The following is a 20,459-nucleotide window of genomic DNA, read 5'->3' on the forward strand; positions in this document are numbered from 1 at the left end:
CACCAGTCCCGTGGCCAGCGACAGCCGCCACTCCTGGCCCGGGCCGCCGATCAGCGAGGACAGCGTGTTGATCAGATTGGTGGACGCGATAAGCAGGGCAACCAGGTAGGCGCCGGTCACATAGAGGCCCCACCCGACGGCGGACCGTTCCGCCGGGTCCTCGAGCCGCCGCCCGCCCCCCCCCCCACCCCCCCCCCCCGCCCCACCGCGCCGGCCGGGCGCGCCGCCCGCCCCGCGCGCGGCACCGCACAAGAGTGGTGATCACTCGGGAGGCCACCATCGCCAGGGCCATGATGACGAAGGCCGCGGTCCATGCGGCGCTGCCGGAGATGTGGTTGCTGATGGAGAAGTCCCGGACGCCGGCCGAAGCCCACCCGCCGGCGGATTCGGCAAAGGCGACCCGGCCGCCGATCACCAGGACCCACAAGACGGCATAGGCGGCGCCGGCCCGGCTTGCCACGGTCCCGTCCGCCTTCCGCTCCACGTCCATGAAGATCCCGGCCAGGATGCCCAGGGAAATCCCGGCGACGGCCCCGATGACGGCGAGCGCCGTGTCATTGCCGCGGGCCGGGGCGTCGGAGAGGAGCAGTACGCCTGCGAGCGCGGCGAGAGCCACGGGCAGGACCAGCCGACGCCCGGTGATCCTCCGCTGTCCGAGGTTGGTGCCCAGGATGAAGATGAGCAGTCCGATGTTGAGCAGCCATTGTTCGATGCTCAAGTGTGTGGTGGTCACGGGATTCTCCCAAGGGTCCGGGGCTGGGGTGTCAGCCTGCGTTGATTGCGTTGGTTTCACGCTACGCAGGCCGCGTCCGCGGCGATTCGGCCCCCGGATGGATCTTGTCAGCGCGGTTCTCCACCCGTGGGTGGAGAACCGCGTGCACAGGCCGTTGGGGGAAGGGGTCAGCCGGTGGTCAGCCCGTTGCGGAACGCATAAGCCACCAGCTGGGCACGGTCCCGCAGGGACGTCTTGGCCAGCAGGTGGTTGATGTGCGTCTTGACTGTCGAATCCGAGACAAAGAGCCGCCCGGCGATCTCCGCGTTGGACAGCCCCTCGGCAATCAGCCCCAACACTTCGTGCTCCCGCGGGGTCAGCCCGGCAAACGCCGCGTTCGGGGCACCGGCGGGCCTCCCCGCCAGTGCCCCCGCGATCGTGGCGTTCGGGCCGGACGTTCCGTCCGCCGTCGTGCCGGGCGTGCCGGGCACCGCGTGATCGCCGCGCCGCAAAGCATCGAGGAGGCGCCGCTGCACCGTGGGATCGAGCTGGGCGTCACCGCCGGCGACCGTCAGTACTGCCCGGCGGATGTCCTCGGCGTCGGCGTCCTTGGTCAGGAAGCCCTTCGCGCCGGCACGGAGCGCCGAGAACACCCACTCGTCATCGGCGTAGGTGGTGAGCACCACCACGCGGCAGGCCGGGGCGTCACGGCTCAGGAGCGTGGTGGCCTCCACGCCGTTCAGGACCGGCATGTGGAGGTCCATCAGGACGACGTCGGGCCGCAGGGCACTGACCTGCCGCACCGCGTCCGCACCGTCGACGGCGGTGCCCACCACCGTGATGCCGTCCAGGAATCCCAGGATCATGGCCAGGCCGTCCCGGACCACCTTCTGGTCATCAACGATCAGCACCTGCACCTGCGTCCCGGCCACCGGCTGTGTCCCTTCATCAGTGATTTTTGAGTCCAAGCTTCTCATGGCAGGATTCCTGCCATGACTGCTGCCACTGCTCCTCCCGCGTCCCCCGCACGGGCGTCCGCCCGGCAGTGGCTGATCCTCCTGGGGCTGGCGATGGCGGGTCTCGTGGTGGCGGGCGCGGCGCTGGGCGCGGTGGGGTTCGCGGCGGCCGGTCCCGGGCTGCTGAACGCCGCGTCCGCGGCCCTGTTCGCGGTGGCCGCAGTCCCCTATCTGCTCAAGGACCGGCTGGCACCCGCTGTCAACGTGGCCCTGATGGCTGCCATGGCACTAGGTGTGGCGGGCCTGAGAGCGGCCAATCCGCAGGCTGATGTCACGGCACTCTTCCTCATCGCCGCGTTCGCGCCGCTGCGCCCGCCCCGGCTGGCACTGCCCGCCGTCGCCCTCCTGGCTGTCTGCACCGTCAACGTCCTCCAGTTGGGCTCCGGCCAGACTGCGATCTCGCTCATCCTTGCCACGGACGCCGGTGCCGCCTTCTTCTTCCTGGTGGGAGTCTTGCTCCGCACAGAGCGGGAGCAGCGCGAGCGCATCACGGGGCTGCTGCGGGAGGTGGAAGCAGGACGCGACGCCGAGCGGGCCGCTGCCGCTGCCGCCGAGCGGGGCCGGATGGCGCGCGAGATGCACGACGTCCTGGCCCATACCCTCTCCGGGTTGTCCCTGCATCTGGAAGGGTCACGGCTCCTGGCGCGGAACACCGGGGCGGACCCGCGGGTCGGCGAGACGCTCGAACAGGCCAGCGCGCTGGCCCGGGCCGGACTGTCCGAGGCCAGGCGGGCGGTGCGGGCCCTGCGGGAGGACCAGGTGCCCGGTCCCGAGCTCCTCGACTCGCTGGTCGAACAGCACCGGCTGGCGTCGACGGGGCGGATATCCTTCACCACGTTGGGCGTCCCGGCGGCCTTGCCGGCGGATGCCGCCCTCGCCGTCTACCGGACAGCGCAGGAAGCACTGTCCAATGTGCGCAAGCATGCCCCGGGAGCCGGCGTCGACGTCCAGCTGGAGTGGCAGCCGGCCGGTGTGCGGCTGACGATCAGTAACACGGGGTCAGCACAGGCTCCCCACGCCGGGACGCCCAACCGTGGGACGGCACAGGCTCCCGACGGCGGCTTCGGCCTCACCGGAATGGCCGAACGCGCACGGCTGGCGGGCGGAGAGGTCCAAGCGGACCCGCAGGGTGCCGGCTTCCGTGTCCGCCTCGTCCTTCCCCTGCCCGTCCCGCAGGGGGCGGATGCCCCGCCGGCCGGGCAGGAAGACTGACGGCCGGAAGCAGACTGATAGCCGGGCGGCCGCCCCGAAGGGCCGGACGCCATGCTCAATATTCAGCGTTCGGCCAGCCGGACTGGGTAGACTCGATCACAGCGTTCGCAACTATCATCCGAAGGGGTGCTCTCCTGATCCGAGTCATTAGCTACAACCTCCGCAAGCACAAGGCCAGTGGCGAGCTGGTCGATCTGGCCCGCGATTTCGAGATTGACGCTTTGTGCCTCCAGGAGTGCGATACCGAGGACCTGCCGGCCACCATCGGCAACCTCCACCTGGCCGACGCCACCCGGGGGAACCGGCTGGGCCTGGCGATTTACTACCGCAAGGACCGCTTCACCGCTTACGACACCAAGACCTTCGCTTTGAAGAAGTCCCTCCACGACCGCGTCTTGGCACCCGCGCATGAGCGGCTCATCGGAACGCGTGTCACGGACAACGAGACCGACCACGAGCTCGTCATCGCCTCCTTCCACGCCGCACCGCTGACGGCGTCGAACTCGTTGCGGCGGAACCAGATTCATGCCGCCCACGCCGAGCTGCTCAGCATGGGCGGCGGGCTGATGTCACTGATGGTGGGTGACTTCAACTATCCGTTCTTCACCAAATCCCTCACAGCGCAGATGAAGGACGCCGGCTACGACCTCACCATGAGCGACCGCCGGACGTACACCCGCTACAAGGTCTTCAAGGGCCACTTCGACTTCGCCACCTCCCAGGGGCTGGAGATCGAAAGCGTGGAGACACTGCCCCGCGGCGCCTCGGACCACCTTCCCATCCTGATCACGGCCGAATACGGCCAGGAGGCGTCCGGAAACGGTTCGGGACCCGCCGCTCCGTAGCGGGCCATCCCGCGGTCAAGAACACCGGGTGAACAAACGGTGAACCGGGTATCGAAAGCAGGCTTATCGTAATCTTGCCGTGATCTACTGCTGGGCGTGAACTTCTCCAGACGCACGTTCCTGACCACTGCCGGAACGGCCATGGCTACCGCGCTAGCTGCCGGCACCAGCTGGCGCGCGGCGGAGGCCGCCACGGCCGTCCTGCCCCCGGCCGCCGCATCGGGCATCGACCACATCATCGTCGTGATGATGGAAAACCGTTCCTTTGACCACTTCCTGGGCTGGCTCCCCGGAGCTGACGGCGCCCAGGCCGGCCTGACCTTCACGGACCGCTACGGTATTCCGCACACCACGCACCACCTGGCAGACTTCCAAGGCTGTGGCCACCCGGATCCGGACCACTCCTACGAAGGCGGCCGGATCCAGTACAACAACGGCAAGAACAACGGCTGGCTGCGGGCCGGCGAAAACGACGAATTCGCCGTCGGGTACTACAACGCCGCCGACCTCGACTTCTGGCGGCAGGCCGGCCCGGACTGGACGGTCTGCGACCAGTATTTCGCGGCGACCATGGCTGAAACCTACCCCAACCGGTTCTACCAGCACGCCGCGGCCACCGACCGGATCCATAACTCCACGGCCACCTGCACGCTGCCCACCATCTGGGACCGGCTGGCTGCCGCCGGCGTTTCCGGCAAGTACTACTACGGCGACATCCCCTTCACCGCGCTCTGGGGCGCCAAGTATCAGGGCATTTCGCACCACTACTCCGAATTCCTCACCGACTGCTCCGCAGGGACCCTGCCCGCGGTGTCCTTTGTGGACCCGCGGTTCACCGACGAAGGCTCCGGGACCTCCGGCGACGACCACCCGCACGCCGATATCCGCTCCGGCGAGCTCTTCCTCGCAGAGGTGTACAACGCCGTCACCACCGGGCCGGCCTGGGCGAACACCCTGCTGGTCATCAACTACGACGAGTGGGGCGGCTTCTACGACCACGTCGTGCCAGCCACCGCACCGGACACCAACCCGGAAACCGCCCTGCGCGGTTTCCGGGTTCCCTCCGTGGTGGTCTCACCCCGCGCACGACGCCGGTACGTTGCCCACGACGTCTACGACCACACCTCGGTCCTCAAGGCCATCGAATGGCGCTGGAACCTGCAGCCCTTGACCCCGCGCGACCGGGCGGCCCGCAACATCGCCGAAGTCCTGGACTTCAGCAGGCCGGCAAACCTGGCCGCTCCCAAATACTTTGTCCCGCCGTTCGTGGCCGGCCCCGCCTGCACTCCCGTCGGACCACCGCCGGCCGAGGAATGGTCTGGACTCAAAGAAAAAGCACTCGCCGACGGATGGAAACTCCCGTGAACCCCACTACCCAAACAGCCCCCGCCGCACGCGCCGCACGGCAACGGCGCGCGAGCCGCCGCACCCTGAAGCGCTTCGCCTCCGCCGCGCTGCTCGTGCTGGCCGCCGCGGCGCTCAGCTACGGCCCGTCGGCCGTCACGGCGGCCACGCCAGCCAATGCGGCCGCGCCGGCCGCAACCACCGCGGGCCAGGGCTACCTGCCCGGTGCAAAGCACATCTTCGTGATCAACCTCGAAAACAAGGGCTACGACGAGACTTGGGGCCCGGCGTCGGCCGCACCGTATCTCTCGCAGACGCTGCGCAGCCAGGGCGTGCTGCTCAATCAGTTCTACGGCACGGCTCACAACTCACAGCCGAACTACGTCGCCCAGATTTCCGGTCAGGGCCCCAACCCCCAGATGCAGGCCGATTGCCAGACCTACTCTCCCTTCGCGGGAGCAGGAACGGCCAGCCAAGGCCAGGCCGTCGGGGACGGCTGCGTCTTCCCAGACACGGTGCCCACCGTCGCCGGGCAGCTCACCGCCGCCGGCAAGGCGTGGAAGGGCTACATGGAAGACATGGGAACGCCGTGCCGCCACCCGGCCCTCGGCGCGGTGGATGACACGCAGAAGGCCAGGGTCGGCGACCAGTACGCGGCCCGCCACAACCCCTTTGTCTACTTCGCAGGGATCACTGGCTCCCCGGACTGCGCCAAGAACGACGTCGACCTCACCGCCCTGACGAAGGACCTCACCTCGGCAGCCACCACCGCGAACCTGTCGATGATCACCCCAAACCTCTGTCATGACGGCCACGACACCCCCTGCGTCGACGGACAACCCGGCGGCCTGGCAAGCGCGGACGCATGGCTGAAGCAGTGGGTACCTGTCATTACGTCGTCCCCGGCCTTCCAGGAGGACGGCGTCCTGGTGATCACGTTTGACGAATCCGACGGGCCGCAGTCCGACGCCACTGCCTGCTGCGCCGAAACCGCCGGGCCCAACACCCCCGAGCCTGGCATCACCGGCCCGGGCGGCGGCCGCGTCGGCTCCCTCGTGATCTCACCCTTCACGAAGGGTGGAACGTGGTCCACCACCCCCTACAACCACTACAGCCTGCTGGCCAGTATCGAAGACAGCTTTGGCCTGCCGTACCTGGGCTATGCGGGAACCCCGGGACTGAACCGTTTCGGGCTCGACGTCTACAACGCGGGGGTCTAAACGGCGCCGTGGCAGCGACGAGGGCGGGGCGCCGCCGCTAGGAGCCGGCGTTGAAGACGTCCGCGCCAAAGCTGTTCAGGCCCGGCGCCCCGGCATACCCGAGCCGCGGCAGCGAGAAGGCGTCTTCGATGCTGGCCAGAAGGCTGAAGTGGTTGTACGCCTGGTCCGACGTCGTGCCGCCCTTGGTGAACGGCGAGATGACCAGCGCACCGATCTTGCCGCCGGCCGTCCCGCCCGGCAGCAGGGCTGATGGTCCTACCGTCTTTCCCTCGGTTTCATCGAAGGTGATGACCAGCATCCCGTCCTGTTTGAACGCCGGGGAGTCCAGGATCGCCGGGACCTGCTGGCTCAGCCAGCTGTCAGCGGCCGCCAGCCCGCCGGCGCTGCCATCGACGCAGGGGCTATCGTGGCCGTCGTTGCACAGATTCGGCGAGATGTAGGCCAAATTCGGTGTGGTGTCGACGGACTGGAGGTCACCGGCAAGCTGGCTGAAGTCCACCACGTTGCTCTGGCAGTCCGGGGTCGAGGTGATGGACTCGAAATACACGAACGGATTATGCCGGGTCGCGTACTGGTCGCCCACCTTGGCACCCTGGCTGGTGTCCTTCGCGCCGAGCTTGGGATGCCGGCACGGCGTTCCCATGTCCTCCATGTAGCCCTTCCACGTCTTGCCGGCGGCGCTGAGCTGTCCGGCGACCGTGGGGACCGATGCCGGATACACGCAGCCGGTTCCCTCCACCTGCCCCAGCGCGGCCGTCCCCGTTTGCTTGAAAGCGACGTACGTGGGGCAGTCGTCGCGGGTCATGGCGTTGGATGCCTGGCCGGAGATCTGGGCCAGGTAGTTCGGGTTCGAGTTGTGGGCGATTCCGTAGTACTCGGACAGCAGGACGCCCTGACTGCGGAGCGTCTGGGAGAGATAGGTGGCCTCAGAACCGGCACCCCACACCTTGTTGTAGCCCTTGTTCTCGAGGTTGATCACGAACACATGCCCCGGTTTTGAGCCCGCCTGCGCCGAGGCAGAGCCCCCGGACGTGGTGCCGGGGCTGCTGGTGCCCGCTGACGCGCCGGTACTCGGCGTGGCACTAGGCGTGCCGGATCCCGTTCCCGGGCTGCCACCGGGCGGCGAGGGCTGACACGCTGCTGCTGACAGCACCAGGACTGCTGCAACAAGCAGCCGCGCGGCGATTCGACGTTGAGCTTTCGTGGCGTTCCGGCGCATGGATTCCGGCTTTCTCGCTAACCCGATCAGCGTGGCATTGACAACCCTCGTTGTTGAACTCTTACACACCGCGATCAAGAAAGCCCGCGAGGAGCCTAGGCAATAGCTGGGAACCGGCACCGCCAATTCGGCTGGCGTCCGGACAACCGGAACCGGCCTACCGTTCAGTAGGGGAAGACGTGGTGGTAGTTTGCAAGCATGAACGCACCATCGGATTCGATTCCGTTGCTGGATCTCAGTGCAGCCAGAGGGCGGGACGGCACTTTTGACCCGGCGTTTATTGAAGCCTTGCGCGATGCTTCGCACCGGGTGGGCTTCTTCCAGCTCACGGGCTACGGGGCCACTCCCGGCGAGGTGGACGAACTCTTCGACGTCACCCGGCGGTTCTTCGAGCTTCCGCTTGAGTCCAGGCTGGAACTGGACAACCGGCTCTCACCGCATTTCCGCGGCTACACGCGGTTGGGCCACGAAGTCACCCGCGGGCGGCCGGACGCCCGTGAACAGCTCGATTTTGGACCGGAGCGCCCCGCCGTCGAGGGCTACCCGCCGGATCAGCCGTATTGGCTGGTGCAGGGGCCCAACCTGATGCCGGACCGCGCGCTGCCTGAGCTGCGGAGCGTGTGCATGGCCTGGGCGGACCGCATGTCACGGATCGGCGCAGAACTGCTGAGCGCCATCGCCGTGTCCCTGGAACTGCCGGAAGACTACTTCGACGAACCGTTCCGGGACTCGCCGGCCTGGATGGCCAAGCTCGTCCACTATGTCGGCGGCGTCGTCGCCGATGCCGGTCCCCAGGGGGTCGGCGCCCATGCGGACTACGGCTTCGTCACCTTGCTGCTTCAGGACGAGGTCGGCGGCCTGCAGGTGCTCCCGCCGGGCAGCGACAACTGGATTCCGGTGGAGCCGGTTCAGGGGGCCCTGGTGGTCAACCTCGGAGAAATGCTCGAAGTCGCGACCCAGGGCTACCTGGCGGCCACCATCCACCGCGTCGAGGCGCCCCCGCCCGGCGTCGACCGCTACACGGTCCCGTTCTTCTGGTCGCCCCGGCTCGACGCCGTCATAGATCCGGTGCCCCTCCCGCCCGCGCTCGCGGCCCGGTCCCGGGGGATCACCGATGACCCGGACAACCCGATGCTCGCATCCTACGGCGCCAACGTGCTCAAGGGCTGGCTGCGCGCCCACCCGGAGGTCGCCCGGATCCATCACCCCGAACTGGTCCCGCCCACCGGGTCCTGAACTGCCCCGGCGGCGGGGCAACGTCACCGGGCGGGGCTTCCCTGCTCAGGCCTTTGGCTGTGCGGCAGCCGTGGCGAGCGCGGCGAGCCCCTTCTCGAAGTCTGCACCAACCATCTTGTCCATGTTCATGAAGAGGGCGAAGACCTTGCCGATGCCCTTGTTCTCCCCGGTCATGGTCCACGTGACCTGAGTGCCGCTGCCCGACGGCGTGAAAGTGAACGTGGTGGGGTTGACGGCCTTGAAGGGCTTGGTGAACTCCAAGCGGATCTTGATGCTGCGTGGCGCGGCGGCGTCCACAATCTCCATGGTGCCGGAGCCGGCCTTCCGGTTGCCGCTCCAGGCGTACTTGGCGCCGACGCCGGATTCGACGCCGGAATAGCTGCGCTCCATGGCAGGGTCAACCGACTCCCACGGCGACCACTTGGTCCATTCATGGAAGTCGTCGACCAGCGGAAAGATGTCCTCTGCCGGTGCGGGAATGACTGCGCTGCGCGTGACTTCAAAGGTAGACATGCCGCCATCCTAGGGCGTGGCCGGCCCCACCGGCCGCAGGACAGGCGGTCAGCCTTGCAACGGGATGACGTCGATCCCCCCGTGCTGATCCGCAACCACCAGAACCCGGGCCGCTGACACGCCGTGCAGTGCCGCCGCCAGCTGCTCTTCCTGCGCCGCGGCGGCCCCCTGGAGTGGCCCGGGCGGCCCGCCGGGAAGTGCAGGTACACCGGTCAGGTCAGCAGCCCTGGCGTCCGCCCGCGTCCAGACAGTGACCGCTGCCCCCGTGACCTCGCTGATGACGCGGCGCAAGGCCGCGGAATCCGGTCCCGCCACCAGGATCACGTGGCCGATCGTTCGCGGACGGACCGGACCGGCCGCGGCGAGGACGGCCCGGTCCTGCCTCCATACCGCGAAGTGGTAGCCGAACACGAGCCCCGTGGCGACCAGGAGCCCCAGCGGGGCGCGGATCCGGTCTATGAGGCTTCCGCCGCTGACATCGCTCAGGAAGAACTCGAACAGCCGGAACCCGATCACCAGCAGGGTGACCACCGCAACGACGGCGCTCAGGCCGAACACGGCGACCAGGTAGATCCGCCGGGCGTTCAGTCCGGCGCCGGTTGCGGTGCCTGTCCCCGCCGCCTGCTCCAGCGGACGCCATGCGAGCCACCAGACAGGCCCGCCCACCAGGAGGGAGCTGATTCCCCCGAGCAGCAGCGTCCGCGCCCCGGCGCCGGCCAGCGGCGTCGCCGTCATGGCCAGGACCGAATTGACGATCACGCCGATCCCCGACGCCGCCGCGACCAGCGCGACGCCGGAGGTCACGAGCCTGCCGCCCTGAAGGGTGGTTTCCGAGCGCCCGCTCGCGATGTTGCGGTGGTAGACCCAGACGAGGCAACCGATGGCAGCCGCCGCCACGGCGGGAGCGAGGGGCTCCAGCAACAGCTCCAGCGGTTCGGTACGGTCAAACAGCAGGCGAAGGGCCACAAAGAGTGCCACCCCGGACCCGGCCAGGGTGAGGATGCCGGCGCCGAGCACCCCGACGGTGATGAGTGCGACGTCAGCCAGCCCGGTGCGCAGCCGCCGACCGCCGTCGTGCTTCCAGTGCCACCACCAGACGGCGGTTCCGCCGACGGCCCAAACCAGGGACTGCAGCGCCGACACCCACCATGGCTTGCCCACCGATGCCTCAACCGCGGCGCCCCGCAGGGCGGCATCCAGAAGGGTGGACAGGGCCGAGACGGCGCCGCCGACGCCCAGCACGAGCCCCAGCACCGAGCCGAGCACCGTGGGGACCTCGGCCAGCTCGGCCGGACCCTTCCGGGGATGGCGCCACATCCAGCGGTGCCAGACCCAGACCGCCGCCCACACCAGTCCCGTGGCCAGCGACAGCCGCCACTCCTGGCCCGGGCCGCCGATCAGCGAGGACAGCGTGTTGATCAGATTGGTGGACGCGATCAGCAGGGCAACCAGGTAGGCGCCGGTCACATAGAGGCCCCACCCGACGGCGGACCGTTCCTCCGGGTCCTCGAGCCGCCGCCAGACCACCCACCACAAGACGGCCGCGAGCGGGCCGCCGATGAGGGCGAAGGCCAGCGAGCGCGCCAGCCCCGCGACATCGTCCACGGCCAGTTCCGTTCCCGCCACGAACAGGCGGCCCAGCAGTCCGCCGAGCCCGACGGCGGCGATCACCACCAGCGCGAACAGCAGCGCGTAGGTGATCAGCCGGCGCACTGTCCGTTGGGCGCTCATTGCTTCACCTGACCGGGACACACCGTCAGCTGCCAGGGTGCGTTGTCGATCTGCCAGCCGTTCCCCGACCGAACGAGGTCAAAGACGTCCTCCACCTGGTATTCAGCACTGCCGAACGGCCCGCCCGGCTCGGACACGGTGATGAGCACCCGCACGTCGGCTGACTGCGGCCGCTCGGTGGTGGAGACCAGCGTGACACGCAGGTTCTGCGCGGCCGGACGGGCCTCGTTGTTGCACTTGCTCCGGGCGGCCGGGGTCAAGTAGGCGGACGCGGCCGCCTCATCCCCGGCAATGACAGCGGCGGCATAGCGCTGCACGACGCCGGCGGGCGTCGACTCGGCCAGCGGCGCCGGTTCTCCGCGGGTCAGGACGACAGCCAGGGCAACGATCACAATCACCGCGATCGCGACCATGATGGCCAGCAGGGTCCGGTCGGGTCTGGCGGGGCGCGCCGGACCGGGCTTCGTTTCCTCCGGTTCTGGTTCTCCTGGAGGTCGTTCGGGCTGGGATCCTTCCGGCGGAGAACTCATGCCGCAAGTATGGACGCCGGGCCGGTGCGCGGTCATGGTGTCTTTCGTCCCGTTCCCGCGGCGGTTGCATCGACGCGGCCGGGGCCACCCACTACGCTCGGAAAATGGGAATCATGCGCAATGCCCTCGCCGCTGTGCTCCTGCTCATGGTCGGACTGCTCGGCGGAGCCGCCGCGGCGCTCGCCGTGACACCGACCGCCGTCGTGGTTGAGGACCGCGCCGGGGTCCTGGACCAAAACACGCTCCTGCCGGCGGTGCGGTCCACCGAGTTCTATCAGCCCACCAAGGTTGCGATCTACACATACAACGGCACGGCCGCGGACAACCTGAACGAGGAAGTCCTGAGGTTCGCCCGCGCCGAACATCCCGAATGGATCAGTCCCGACGGGCAGAAGTGGGCGGACGGGCTGTTCATTTTTGCCCTGGACCCGGTCGGCCGGCATGTCGGGACCTACATGGGTGAGGACCGCAAGGTCTCCCCCGAACAGCGCGAGGACATCCAGAACGCCTCCAAGGAACTGTTCCGCGATGCCCAGTGGACTGACGGGACCATTGCCGGGGTCCGCCGCGGCGCCGAACTCATCAACCAGCCATGGTACCGGTCCACGGCTTTCGTTGCCTCGGCCTGGCTGACGGTGACCGCCGCGGTCTGCGGCGCGGCAGCATGGCTGATCGTCCGGTGGCGGACCAGGGTGTCCTGCCGGAAGGAACTCGCGCGGGGCGACGCCAGCTACGCGAACGTCAGCATGGACCTGCAGGTCACCGAGCTCAACGCCAGCACCATCCCCGAATCCTCGCGGTACGGCAGCACGGTCCTGGAAAAACACCGCACGTTCATGAACCGCTACAACATGGCCACCGAGCTTTCCAATCAGGTACATGCCCTCAGCCGCCGGGACCTTAGCCGCCGGCCCAACCTCAAACTGATCCGGAACTACGCCGACGCGGCGGCGGAACTGGACGTGCTGGACGACGTGATTGCCGATACCAATGCCCTGCTCAACCGCGGAGCATCCTGGCCGGCCGCCTGGGACCACCAGCTCGCACCCTTCCGCAGCGACCTGAACGGCCTGGAAGAGATGCTCAGCCAGCGCCGTGCCGAGGGATCCTCAGCGACGGCGGCTGCCCTGCGGTCCTTTCGCGATGAAAGCCGCAGCGACCTTGAACGCTGGTCATCGGAACTGGCCGACGGCTCCATCACGCCCGAGACGGCGCTGGACCGGTTGCGTGATGCCCGGACCCGGCTGTCCGAACTGCTGAAGCAGCACGCCGATACCGTGATCGGGGCCTACGCCCGCAACGAGAAGGAGGCCGGGCTCATGCGCAAGGACATGGAGAGCGCCCAGGCCGGGACCAAAGCCAGGTACGGCCGCTCCTACGAGCCGAGCATCCTCGGCACCGTGTATCCGTCCTACTACTTCTTCTCGGTGCCGAGCTTCAATTCCGGCTTCAGCACCGGCGTCAGCAGCGTCAGCACCGCCCGCGGCGGCGGAGCCACCACCGGGTACGGATCCAGCGGCGGCAGCTTTTCCGGCTCCGGGAGCTCGTCGGGTTTCTAGGGCGGAGCGTCCTGGGGCCCAGTTCCCGGCGCCCTCCGAAGGTGCCTTTTAGGGCCCGTTCCCGGCCCGTTCGACGACGAAATCCCCGCCGGGGAACATGATCGTCTCGTGGCCGTCGTCGAATCTGACGTGGTACGGGGGCGCCCCATCGGCTCCCTTGACCTCAAGGATCAGACCGTGCCGGTCCGTGGACTCCACCGTGGTCCCACGGATGATGATGCGGTCTCCTGCGGCTGCCTTCATGGCGGTCACCTGCATTTCTATTGACGCCTGTGTGCCCGAAGATCATTATTGCTCTTGACGGCTGGGGGGCGCTATGGCCTTGAACCAAGGAGCCAAGCCGTGCGAAGCAAACAGGCAATTTGGCAAACAGGAAAAGCCTCAAAAACCCTTTTCCCGGTGATCGGTTTCGCGGCGGGGCCACTCCACGGCCCCGGATACAGACGACGCCGACGACTCGACCCTGATTCCCCTGATGTGTGCACTCCTGTGGAGCCTGCGCGGTACCGGCCATGATGGGTGCAATCCTCCGCTGGGTCTTGCAGTTCCGGCTGTTGGTCCTCGCCGCGGCGGCGGGAATCCTGGCCCTCGGGCTCACCAGCCTGCCGGGCATGTCCGTGGACGCCTTTCCGGAATTCGCCCCGCCGCAGGTGGAAATCCAGACTGAAGCCTTGGGACTCTCGGCCGCCGAGGTTGAGCAGCTCATCACCTCGCCCATGGAAGCCGACCTGCTGAACGGCGTTGCCTGGGTGGAGGCGATCCGGTCCAAGTCCGTGCCGGGCCTTTCCTCAATCCAGATGGTCTTCAAGCCGGGGACCGACCTCTTCCGCGCTCGCCAGCTGGTCTCCGAACGGCTGACCCAGGCACGCGCACTCCCCAACGTGTCGGCGGCGCCCGTGCTGATGCAGCCGCTGTCCTCGACGAGCCGGGTCATGATGATCCGGCTGACCTCCAAAGACATGTCGGCCATCGACATGTCAGTGCTGGCCCGCTGGACCATGAAGCCCGGACTCCTGGCCGTGCCCGGCGTCGCGAACGTGGCGATCTGGGGCCTGCGGGACCAACAACTTCAAGTCCTGGTGGATCCGGCGCAGCTCCAGGCCAAGGGGGTTACGCTGGACGAGGTCATCAAGACGACCGGCAACTCAGTGTGGGTTTCGCCGCTGAGCTACCTGGAGGCATCCACACCGGGCACCGGAGGCTTCTTCGAGACGGGCCACCAGCGGATCGGTGTTCAGCATGTCCTGCCGATCACCACGCCGGAGGATCTGGGCCAGGTTCCCATCGAGGGGGCCGGCGGCAATCTCCTGCTCAAGGACGTGGCCACCGTGGCCACGGACCACCAGCCGCTGATCGGCGACGCCCTACTGAGCCGGGACGCCGAGTTGCTGCTGGTCATCGAGAAATTCCCCGAGACCAACACGATGGACGTGACCCGCGGCGTTGACGAGGCACTCCGCGCGCTCCAGCCGGGCCTGCCAGGGGTCACCATCGATACCAGCGTGTACCGGCAGGCCTCATTTATCGACAACGAGGTCGGGACGCTCGGCATCGCTCTGCTCATTACTCTCCTGCTGATCGTTGCCCTGTTCGGCGTCTTGTTCCGTTCCTGGCGCACGGCCCTGATCAGCCTCATCACCATTCCGGTGTCGCTGACCGCGGCGGCGCTGGTGCTCGACTGGCGCGGCACGGGGATGAACACCATGGTCCTGGCCGGCATGGTGCTGGCCCTGGCGGTCATCGTGGGCGATGTCGCGGAGGACGTCAACGGCCTTGCCCGGGCACGGCGCCAGCAGGCACAGGACCGGCAACCGGGCGATTCAGTGATCCCGGCGGCCCTGCGGGCTGTCCGCACGCCGATCCTCTACTCGCTGCTGATCATGGCGTTGGCTGTCATGCCTGCGCTCTTCATTTCCGGTGAGAACGGCGCCCTCTTCGGGCCTTTGGTGCAGAGCTACCTCATCGCCCTGGTTGTCTCGATGATCATCGCGATCACCGTCACGGCCGCCCTGGCATTCGTCCTTCCTGTCGGTTCCAACGCGCCGGAGCGGCGGTCGCTAAGGCGGCTCGAAGGCGCGTACGGCCGGCTCGTGACGCGCCTGGCGGGGAAGACACGGTGGGTGTTCGCCGCTGCGGCGGTGGTGGCACTGGCCGGACTCGCGCTCGTTCCCCAGCTGGCCGGGAGCAATCCCGTCGTGCCGGTGCTGGCGGACAAGACCCTGGTCGTGCACTGGAACGCGAGTGCCGGCACCTCCGATCAGGAAATGAGCCGGGTCACCGCAGCAGCAGCCGCAGAGCTGCGCGCCCTCCCTGGCGTGGCCAACGTCGGTGGGCACGTCGGGCGGGCCATCACTTCCGATCAGGTCGGCGACGTCAGCTCCGGCGAGCTGTGGGTGACCGTGGCCGACGACGCCTCCTACGCCGACACGGCCGCCGCCGTCGACCGCGTGATCGCAGGCTATCCGGGCCTGACAAGCAAGATCTCCACTTACCCCCAGGAGCGCATCGACCAGATCCGGGAAGAGGCGGACAGCGGCTTTGCCGTCCGGGTCTTTGGACTCGACCCGGCGATCCTGCGGCAGAAGGCCGCGGAGGTGCAACAGCTGCTGGAGCACACGGCCGGAGTCGTTAACCCCCATGTCGACCTGCCGGCCGAGCAGCCGATCGCCGAGGTCAAGGTGGACCTCGCCGCGGCCCAAAAGGCCGGCGTCGTCCCCGGCGACGTCCGGCGTGCGGCCGCCGCACTGCTGCAGGGCATTGAAGTCGGGAACCTCTACGAACAGCAGAAAGTCTTCTCGGTCATCGTGAAGGGGACTGCAGCCACCCGCAACAGCCTGGACAGCGTCCGCGACCTGGTCATCGACACCCCCAACGGCGGCCATGCCCGCCTCGGCGACATCGCGCAAGTGACCATGGTCGGGAACGAGTCCGTCATCCTGCACGATGACACGTCGCGGCGCATCGACGTCAAAGCCGAGATCCAGGGCCGCCCCCTGGGCGACATCCAGCGCGACATCGACGCAAGCCTGCAGAAGATGCAGTTCCCGATGTCGTACCACGCGGAAATCCTCACTCAATACGCCCAGCAGCAGAGCAATTACCAGTGGCTCTGGCTCCTCGCGGCAGTTGCCGCGGCCGGCATCCTGGTCCTGCTGCAAACGGCGACGGGAAGCTGGCGGCTTGCCGCACCGCTCTTCCTGGGTCTGATCCTCGCGCTGTCCGGCGGCGTGCTGGCCGCCCAGGCCACGGGCGGGGTCAACTCGCTGGTGGCTCTGGTCGCCTTCGCCGCCGTCCTGGGGATCGCCGTCCGCGGCGCCCTCCTGTTGACGGGCCACGTCCGGAGCCTGCGTGCCGGGGACGCCACTGCACCGTGGCCTGCCCTGGTGGTCCGCGGGACCCGGGAGAGGCTTGGTCCCGTGCTGATATCGACCGTGATATCGGGCCTGGCGCTGTTGCCCCTGGTTCTCTTCGGGGGCGTCGTCGGAACGGAAATCATCCAGCCGCTCGCCGTAATCATCTGGGGCGGCCTGCTGACAACGCTTTTCTTCACCCTGCTAGTCGTGCCCGCCGTGCTGCTCCGGTTCGAGCCGAAGCCGGCACCCGGCGCAGAGACCGGCCAGGGCTCCGCTGTACGGACGGAAAGTCAGGATGCATCATGAATTCGACACCTTCGCAGCAGCGGGGCACCAAGGTTGCGTCATTCATCATCGGGGCGTTTGTGACGGCGTTGACGGCACTCAGCGTCGTCGGCTGCAGCCCGACGCCGGCAGCCGCCCCGGCCGACGGCGACCCTGCGGTCGTTGCCGAAGTGCCCGGCACGGACCTGCACCGGCTGACCCTCACCGAGCACGCCGTCCAACGCGTCGGAATCGAAACCGCCGCGACGGCCACGGATCCCCAGACGAAGAAGCTCACCGTCGCCTACGGGGCCGTAATCTATGACAGCACGGGCAAGACGTGGGTGTACACCAACCCCGAGCCCCGGGTCTACATCCGCCAGCCCATCACGGTCGAGCGCATCAACGGCGACGTCGCCGTCCTGACGGAGGGGCCTCCGGCCGGCACCGTAGTGGTCACGACGGGGGCCGAGGAACTCTTCGGCGCTGAATTCGACACGGCCCACTGACATGCGCTGGCTCATCGGGATCAGCCTCCGATTCAGGACGATCGTCGTCGCCCTCGCCTGCGCCGTAATGCTGCTAGGTTCCCTGCAGTTGAGTGCCGCGTCCGTGGACGTCTTCCCCGAATTCGCCCCGCCCCGCGTGGAAATCCAGACCGCGTGCCTGGGGTTGACCGCCCAGGAAGTCGAAGAGCTCGTCAGCGTGCCGATCGAGGCCGCCGTGAGCGGCATGCCGGGTCTGGACGAGCTGCGGTCAAAGTCCGTGCCGCAATTGTCGTCGATCGTGCTGGTTTTCCACCAGGGCACGGACCTGCTCAACGCCCGCCAGCTGGTGTCGGAACGGATGGCCTCGGTAACCGCGGCGCTGCCCACCTGGGCGGCCCCGCCGGTGATGCTGCAGCCGCTGTCCTCGACCAGCCGGGTCATGAAGATCGGGATGACATCCCAAGAGCACTCGCTCATCGAAATGTCGATGCTGTCCTACTGGACGATCCGGGCCCGGCTGCTGCGGGTACCTGGTGTGGCCAACGTGGCCATCTGGGGTGAGCGGCTCCAGATGCTGCAGGTGCAGGTTGAACCTGACAAGCTCAAGGCCCAGAACGTCTCCCTCAACCAGGTTATGGAAGTCACCGCCGGCGCCCTGGACGCCGGTCTGCTGAAATACTCGCCCGGACGGTTCATCGGAACAGGCGGCTTCATCGACAGCCCCACCCAGAGGATGGGCATCCGTCACGTCCAGCCGATCCAGACCCCTGCAGACCTGGCCCAGGTGACCATTCGGGAAAAGGACGGGGTGGCACTGCATCTGGGCGATGTGGCCCAGGTCGTGGAGGACCATCAGCCGCTCATTGGTGACGCCGTGATCAACAACGGCCACGGGCTCATGCTGATCGTCGAGAAGCTGCCCTGGGGCAACACCCTGGATGTGACCAAGGGCGTCGAGGAGGCCCTGCACGAACTGCAGCCGGGCCTGAGCGGCATCAACTTCGACACCACGATCTTCCGCCCCGCCAGCTTCGTTGAGGAGGCGATCTCCAACCTCAGTGTCGCGCTGCTGCTGGGCTGCCTGCTGGTCGTCATGATCCTCGTCGCGTTCCTCTTCCAATGGCGCACGGCATTGATCAGCCTCATCGCCATTCCGCTGTCCCTGCTCACAGCCGCACTGGTGCTGTATTTCACGTCCAGTTCGATCAACACGATGGTCCTGGCGGGGCTGGTGATCGCCGTCGGCGTCGTGGTCGATGACGCGATCATCGACGTCGAGAACATCATGCGCCGGCTCCGGCAACACCGCGCCGCGGGTGCTAAGGGCTCCGGCGGTGACGAATCCGCGTCGTCGGTGGTCCTGCGGGCCTCGCTCGAGATGCGGAGCCCGATCGTGTACGCGACGCTGATCATCGTTGTCGCGGCCGTGCCGATCTTCTTCCTGGACGGGCTCACGGGCGTCTTCTTCCGCCCGCTCGCCGTCGCCTACACCCTGGCTGTCCTCGCCTCCATGCTCGTGGCGCTGACTGTCACACCGGCCCTGGCCCTGATCCTTCTGGGCAACGCCAAACTCGAAGAACGCGACCCTCCCCTGGTCCGTGTGCTCAAACGCGGCTACCACGCCGCCCTGTCCAAGACCATGAACAGGCCCCGGTACGGCTATGCGGGTTTTGGGGTGCTGGCGGTGGTGGGCCTGGTCATCGCTCCCCTGATGGGCTCGTCCCTGTTCCCCACTTTCAAGGAACGGGACTTCCTGATGCACTGGGTCTCGCAGCCGGGAACCTCTGCCGCGGAGGAATACCGGATCGCGCAGCGTGGCTGCGAGGAATTCCTCAAGGTCCCCGGTGTCCTGAACTGCGGGACGCACATTGGGCAGGCGTTCGCCGCGGACGAGATCGTCGGTGTCAATGCCGGCGAACACTGGATCAGCATCGACCGCCACGCCGATTACGACAAGACGGTCGCCGCCATCCAGGAAGTGGTCGACGGCTACCCTGGACTGCACCGCGACGTCCAAACATATCTGAAGGAGCGCATCGAAGAGGTCATCACCGGCGCCAGCGAGCCCATCCTGGTCCGGGTGTACGGGGACGATTTGAACGTGCTGCGGGAACAGGCGCAGCGGGTCAAGACAATTTTGGACGGGATTCCGGGCACCGAAGACGCGCATGTCTCCCTTGAAGTGGAGGTCCCCCAGATCGCCGTCACGGTTAACCTGGCCGCGGCGCAAAAGTACGGGCTCAAGCCCGGCGACGTCCGGCGCGCAGCGGCGACGCTCGTGGCGGGCGAAGAAGTCGGGGACGTCTTCCGCGACGGCCGGGCCTACGACGTCCAGGTCTGGAGCACCCCGGCAACCCGGTCCAGCGTCACCAGCATTGAAGACCTGCCCATCGACACGCCCAGCGGACAGCGGGTGCGCCTGGCCGACGTCGCGAGCGTGAGCCTGGTGCCGACGCCGAACCAGATCGACCGCACCAACGGATCCCGCCGCGTGGAAGTGGGATCCTTCCTGGCCAAGGGGGCAGACCTGGGAAAGGTGGTTGGGGCGCTGCAGTCGCGGCTGGAGAACCTGAACCTGCCGACCGGCTACAGCGTGCAGCTGCTCGGCGAGTACACCGAACGCGAAGCGGCAACCAACCGCCTGATGATTTTCTCCGCGGCGGCGCTTGCCGTGATCCTCCTGCTGCTGCAGGCGTCCTTCCGGAGCTGGCGGCTGGCATTCCTGTCGCTGCTGACGCTGCCGGTGGCCCTGGTGGGCGGCGTCATAGCCGCCTACATGACCGGCGGGGTCCTGTCCCTCGGGTCCCTCGTTGGCTTCCTCACGGTGATGGGGATCGCCGCCCGCAATGGCATCCTGCTGATCAACCACTGCCAGTATCTGGAGATGCATGAGGGCGAGACCTTCGGCCGGCCTCTGGTGATGCGCGGGGCGGCGGAGCGGCTCTCGCCGATCCTCATGACCACCCTGGCCACCGGGCTGGCGCTGGTGCCGCTGGTTGTCATGGGCAACATCCCCGGCCATGAAATTGAACACCCCATGGCCGTCGTCATCCTGGGCGGCCTGGTCACCTCCACCCTGCTCAATCTGTTCATCGTTCCCTCGCTCTATCTCCGGTTCGCCAAATCCAAGAAGACACGTCAGAAGGAACGCGCGGCCGCCGGCCCGGCGACCGTTTGACCCCGGCTACGGGCCGGCCTGGAACCCCGCAAAGGAATG

At 67.7% G+C, this 20,459-nt stretch carries 16 protein-coding genes; 9 read left to right on the forward strand and 7 right to left on the reverse strand.

Features of this window, described 5'->3' with window-relative positions; all coding sequences use genetic code 11:
* Both C9424_RS21485 and C9424_RS18235 read right to left on the reverse strand, forming a co-directional pair.
* Window positions 1–733 (reverse strand): hypothetical protein (locus tag C9424_RS21485; protein WP_116768284.1); only part of this gene is annotated, 733 nt, incomplete at its 3' end.
* Between the two features lie 167 nt (window positions 734–900).
* Complete coding sequence (locus C9424_RS18235) at window positions 901–1,689, reverse strand: response regulator transcription factor (protein ID WP_116768285.1); 789 nt, start codon at window positions 1,687–1,689, stop codon at window positions 901–903.
* A 15-nt stretch (window positions 1,690–1,704) separates the two neighbouring features.
* On the opposite strand from C9424_RS18235, the gene C9424_RS18240 reads away from it, so the two are divergent.
* The 4 genes from C9424_RS18240 to C9424_RS18255 all read left to right on the forward strand — a co-directional run bounded on the left by C9424_RS18240 (window position 1,705) and on the right by C9424_RS18255 (window position 6,349).
* Complete coding sequence (locus tag C9424_RS18240) at window positions 1,705–2,940, forward strand: sensor histidine kinase (RefSeq protein ID WP_116768286.1); 1,236 nt, start codon at window positions 1,705–1,707, stop codon at window positions 2,938–2,940.
* A gap of 137 nt (window positions 2,941–3,077) precedes the next feature.
* The gene (locus C9424_RS18245; RefSeq protein WP_116768287.1) at window positions 3,078–3,785 is read left to right on the forward strand and encodes an endonuclease/exonuclease/phosphatase family protein; all 708 of its coding nucleotides are present in this window, start codon (window positions 3,078–3,080) and stop codon (window positions 3,783–3,785) included.
* Between the two features lie 96 nt (window positions 3,786–3,881).
* Complete coding sequence (locus tag C9424_RS18250) at window positions 3,882–5,150, forward strand: alkaline phosphatase family protein (RefSeq protein WP_116768288.1); 1,269 nt, start codon at window positions 3,882–3,884, stop codon at window positions 5,148–5,150.
* Entirely contained in the window at window positions 5,147–6,349 is a 1,203-nt protein-coding gene (locus C9424_RS18255; RefSeq protein ID WP_237563546.1) for an alkaline phosphatase family protein, read from the forward strand. Before C9424_RS18250 ends, C9424_RS18255 begins: the two co-directional genes overlap by 4 nt.
* A gap of 37 nt (window positions 6,350–6,386) precedes the next feature.
* Here the strand turns inward: C9424_RS18255 and C9424_RS18260 are convergent, their stop codons facing one another.
* Complete coding sequence (locus C9424_RS18260) at window positions 6,387–7,328, reverse strand: alkaline phosphatase family protein (RefSeq protein ID WP_237563547.1); 942 nt, start codon at window positions 7,326–7,328, stop codon at window positions 6,387–6,389.
* Between the two features lie 438 nt (window positions 7,329–7,766).
* On the opposite strand from C9424_RS18260, the gene C9424_RS18265 reads away from it, so the two are divergent.
* Entirely contained in the window at window positions 7,767–8,804 is a 1,038-nt protein-coding gene (locus C9424_RS18265) for an isopenicillin N synthase family dioxygenase (protein WP_116768290.1), read from the forward strand.
* A gap of 45 nt (window positions 8,805–8,849) precedes the next feature.
* Here the strand turns inward: C9424_RS18265 and C9424_RS18270 are convergent, their stop codons facing one another.
* Genes C9424_RS18270 through C9424_RS18280 form a run of 3 tightly spaced genes read right to left on the reverse strand, consistent with a single transcriptional unit; the run spans window position 8,850 to window position 11,578 of the window.
* Entirely contained in the window at window positions 8,850–9,317 is a 468-nt protein-coding gene (locus C9424_RS18270) for an SRPBCC family protein (protein ID WP_116768291.1), read from the reverse strand.
* A gap of 48 nt (window positions 9,318–9,365) precedes the next feature.
* Window positions 9,366–11,048 carry a DUF5671 domain-containing protein gene (locus C9424_RS18275; protein ID WP_237563548.1) on the reverse strand — a complete coding sequence of 561 codons (1,683 nt, stop codon included), beginning with the start codon at window positions 11,046–11,048 and terminating at the stop codon, window positions 9,366–9,368.
* Window positions 11,045–11,578 carry a hypothetical protein gene (locus tag C9424_RS18280; protein ID WP_116768343.1) on the reverse strand — a complete coding sequence of 178 codons (534 nt, stop codon included), beginning with the start codon at window positions 11,576–11,578 and terminating at the stop codon, window positions 11,045–11,047. The genes C9424_RS18275 and C9424_RS18280 overlap by 4 nt, the downstream gene beginning before the upstream one ends.
* A gap of 104 nt (window positions 11,579–11,682) precedes the next feature.
* Here C9424_RS18280 and C9424_RS18285 point away from each other — a divergent pair, with 104 nt between their 5' ends.
* Window positions 11,683–13,137, forward strand: a complete 1,455-nt coding sequence (locus C9424_RS18285) for a DUF5129 domain-containing protein (protein WP_116768293.1) — start codon at window positions 11,683–11,685, stop codon at window positions 13,135–13,137.
* A 48-nt stretch (window positions 13,138–13,185) separates the two neighbouring features.
* Here the strand turns inward: C9424_RS18285 and C9424_RS18290 are convergent, their stop codons facing one another.
* Complete coding sequence (locus tag C9424_RS18290; protein ID WP_091252400.1) at window positions 13,186–13,380, reverse strand: DUF1918 domain-containing protein; 195 nt, start codon at window positions 13,378–13,380, stop codon at window positions 13,186–13,188.
* 269 nt (window positions 13,381–13,649) lie between these two features.
* Between C9424_RS18290 and C9424_RS18295 the strand changes: the two genes are divergently transcribed.
* The 3 genes from C9424_RS18295 to C9424_RS18305 are packed head-to-tail and all read left to right on the forward strand — an operon-like array spanning window position 13,650 to window position 20,420.
* Window positions 13,650–16,796, forward strand: a complete 3,147-nt coding sequence (locus tag C9424_RS18295; protein ID WP_237563549.1) for an efflux RND transporter permease subunit — start codon at window positions 13,650–13,652, stop codon at window positions 16,794–16,796.
* Window positions 16,793–17,263, forward strand: a complete 471-nt coding sequence (locus C9424_RS18300; protein WP_116768294.1) for a hypothetical protein — start codon at window positions 16,793–16,795, stop codon at window positions 17,261–17,263. The genes C9424_RS18295 and C9424_RS18300 overlap by 4 nt, the downstream gene beginning before the upstream one ends.
* A 1-nt stretch (window position 17,264) precedes the next feature.
* A complete protein-coding gene (locus tag C9424_RS18305) occupies window positions 17,265–20,420 on the forward strand; it encodes an efflux RND transporter permease subunit (RefSeq protein ID WP_116768295.1) in 3,156 nt (1,051 codons plus the stop codon).
* Window positions 20,421–20,459 lie beyond the last annotated feature (39 nt).

This window comes from Arthrobacter sp. H-02-3 (assembly GCF_003097355.1).
In the GTDB taxonomy this organism is placed as follows: Bacteria; Actinomycetota; Actinomycetes; order Actinomycetales; family Micrococcaceae; genus Arthrobacter; species Arthrobacter humicola.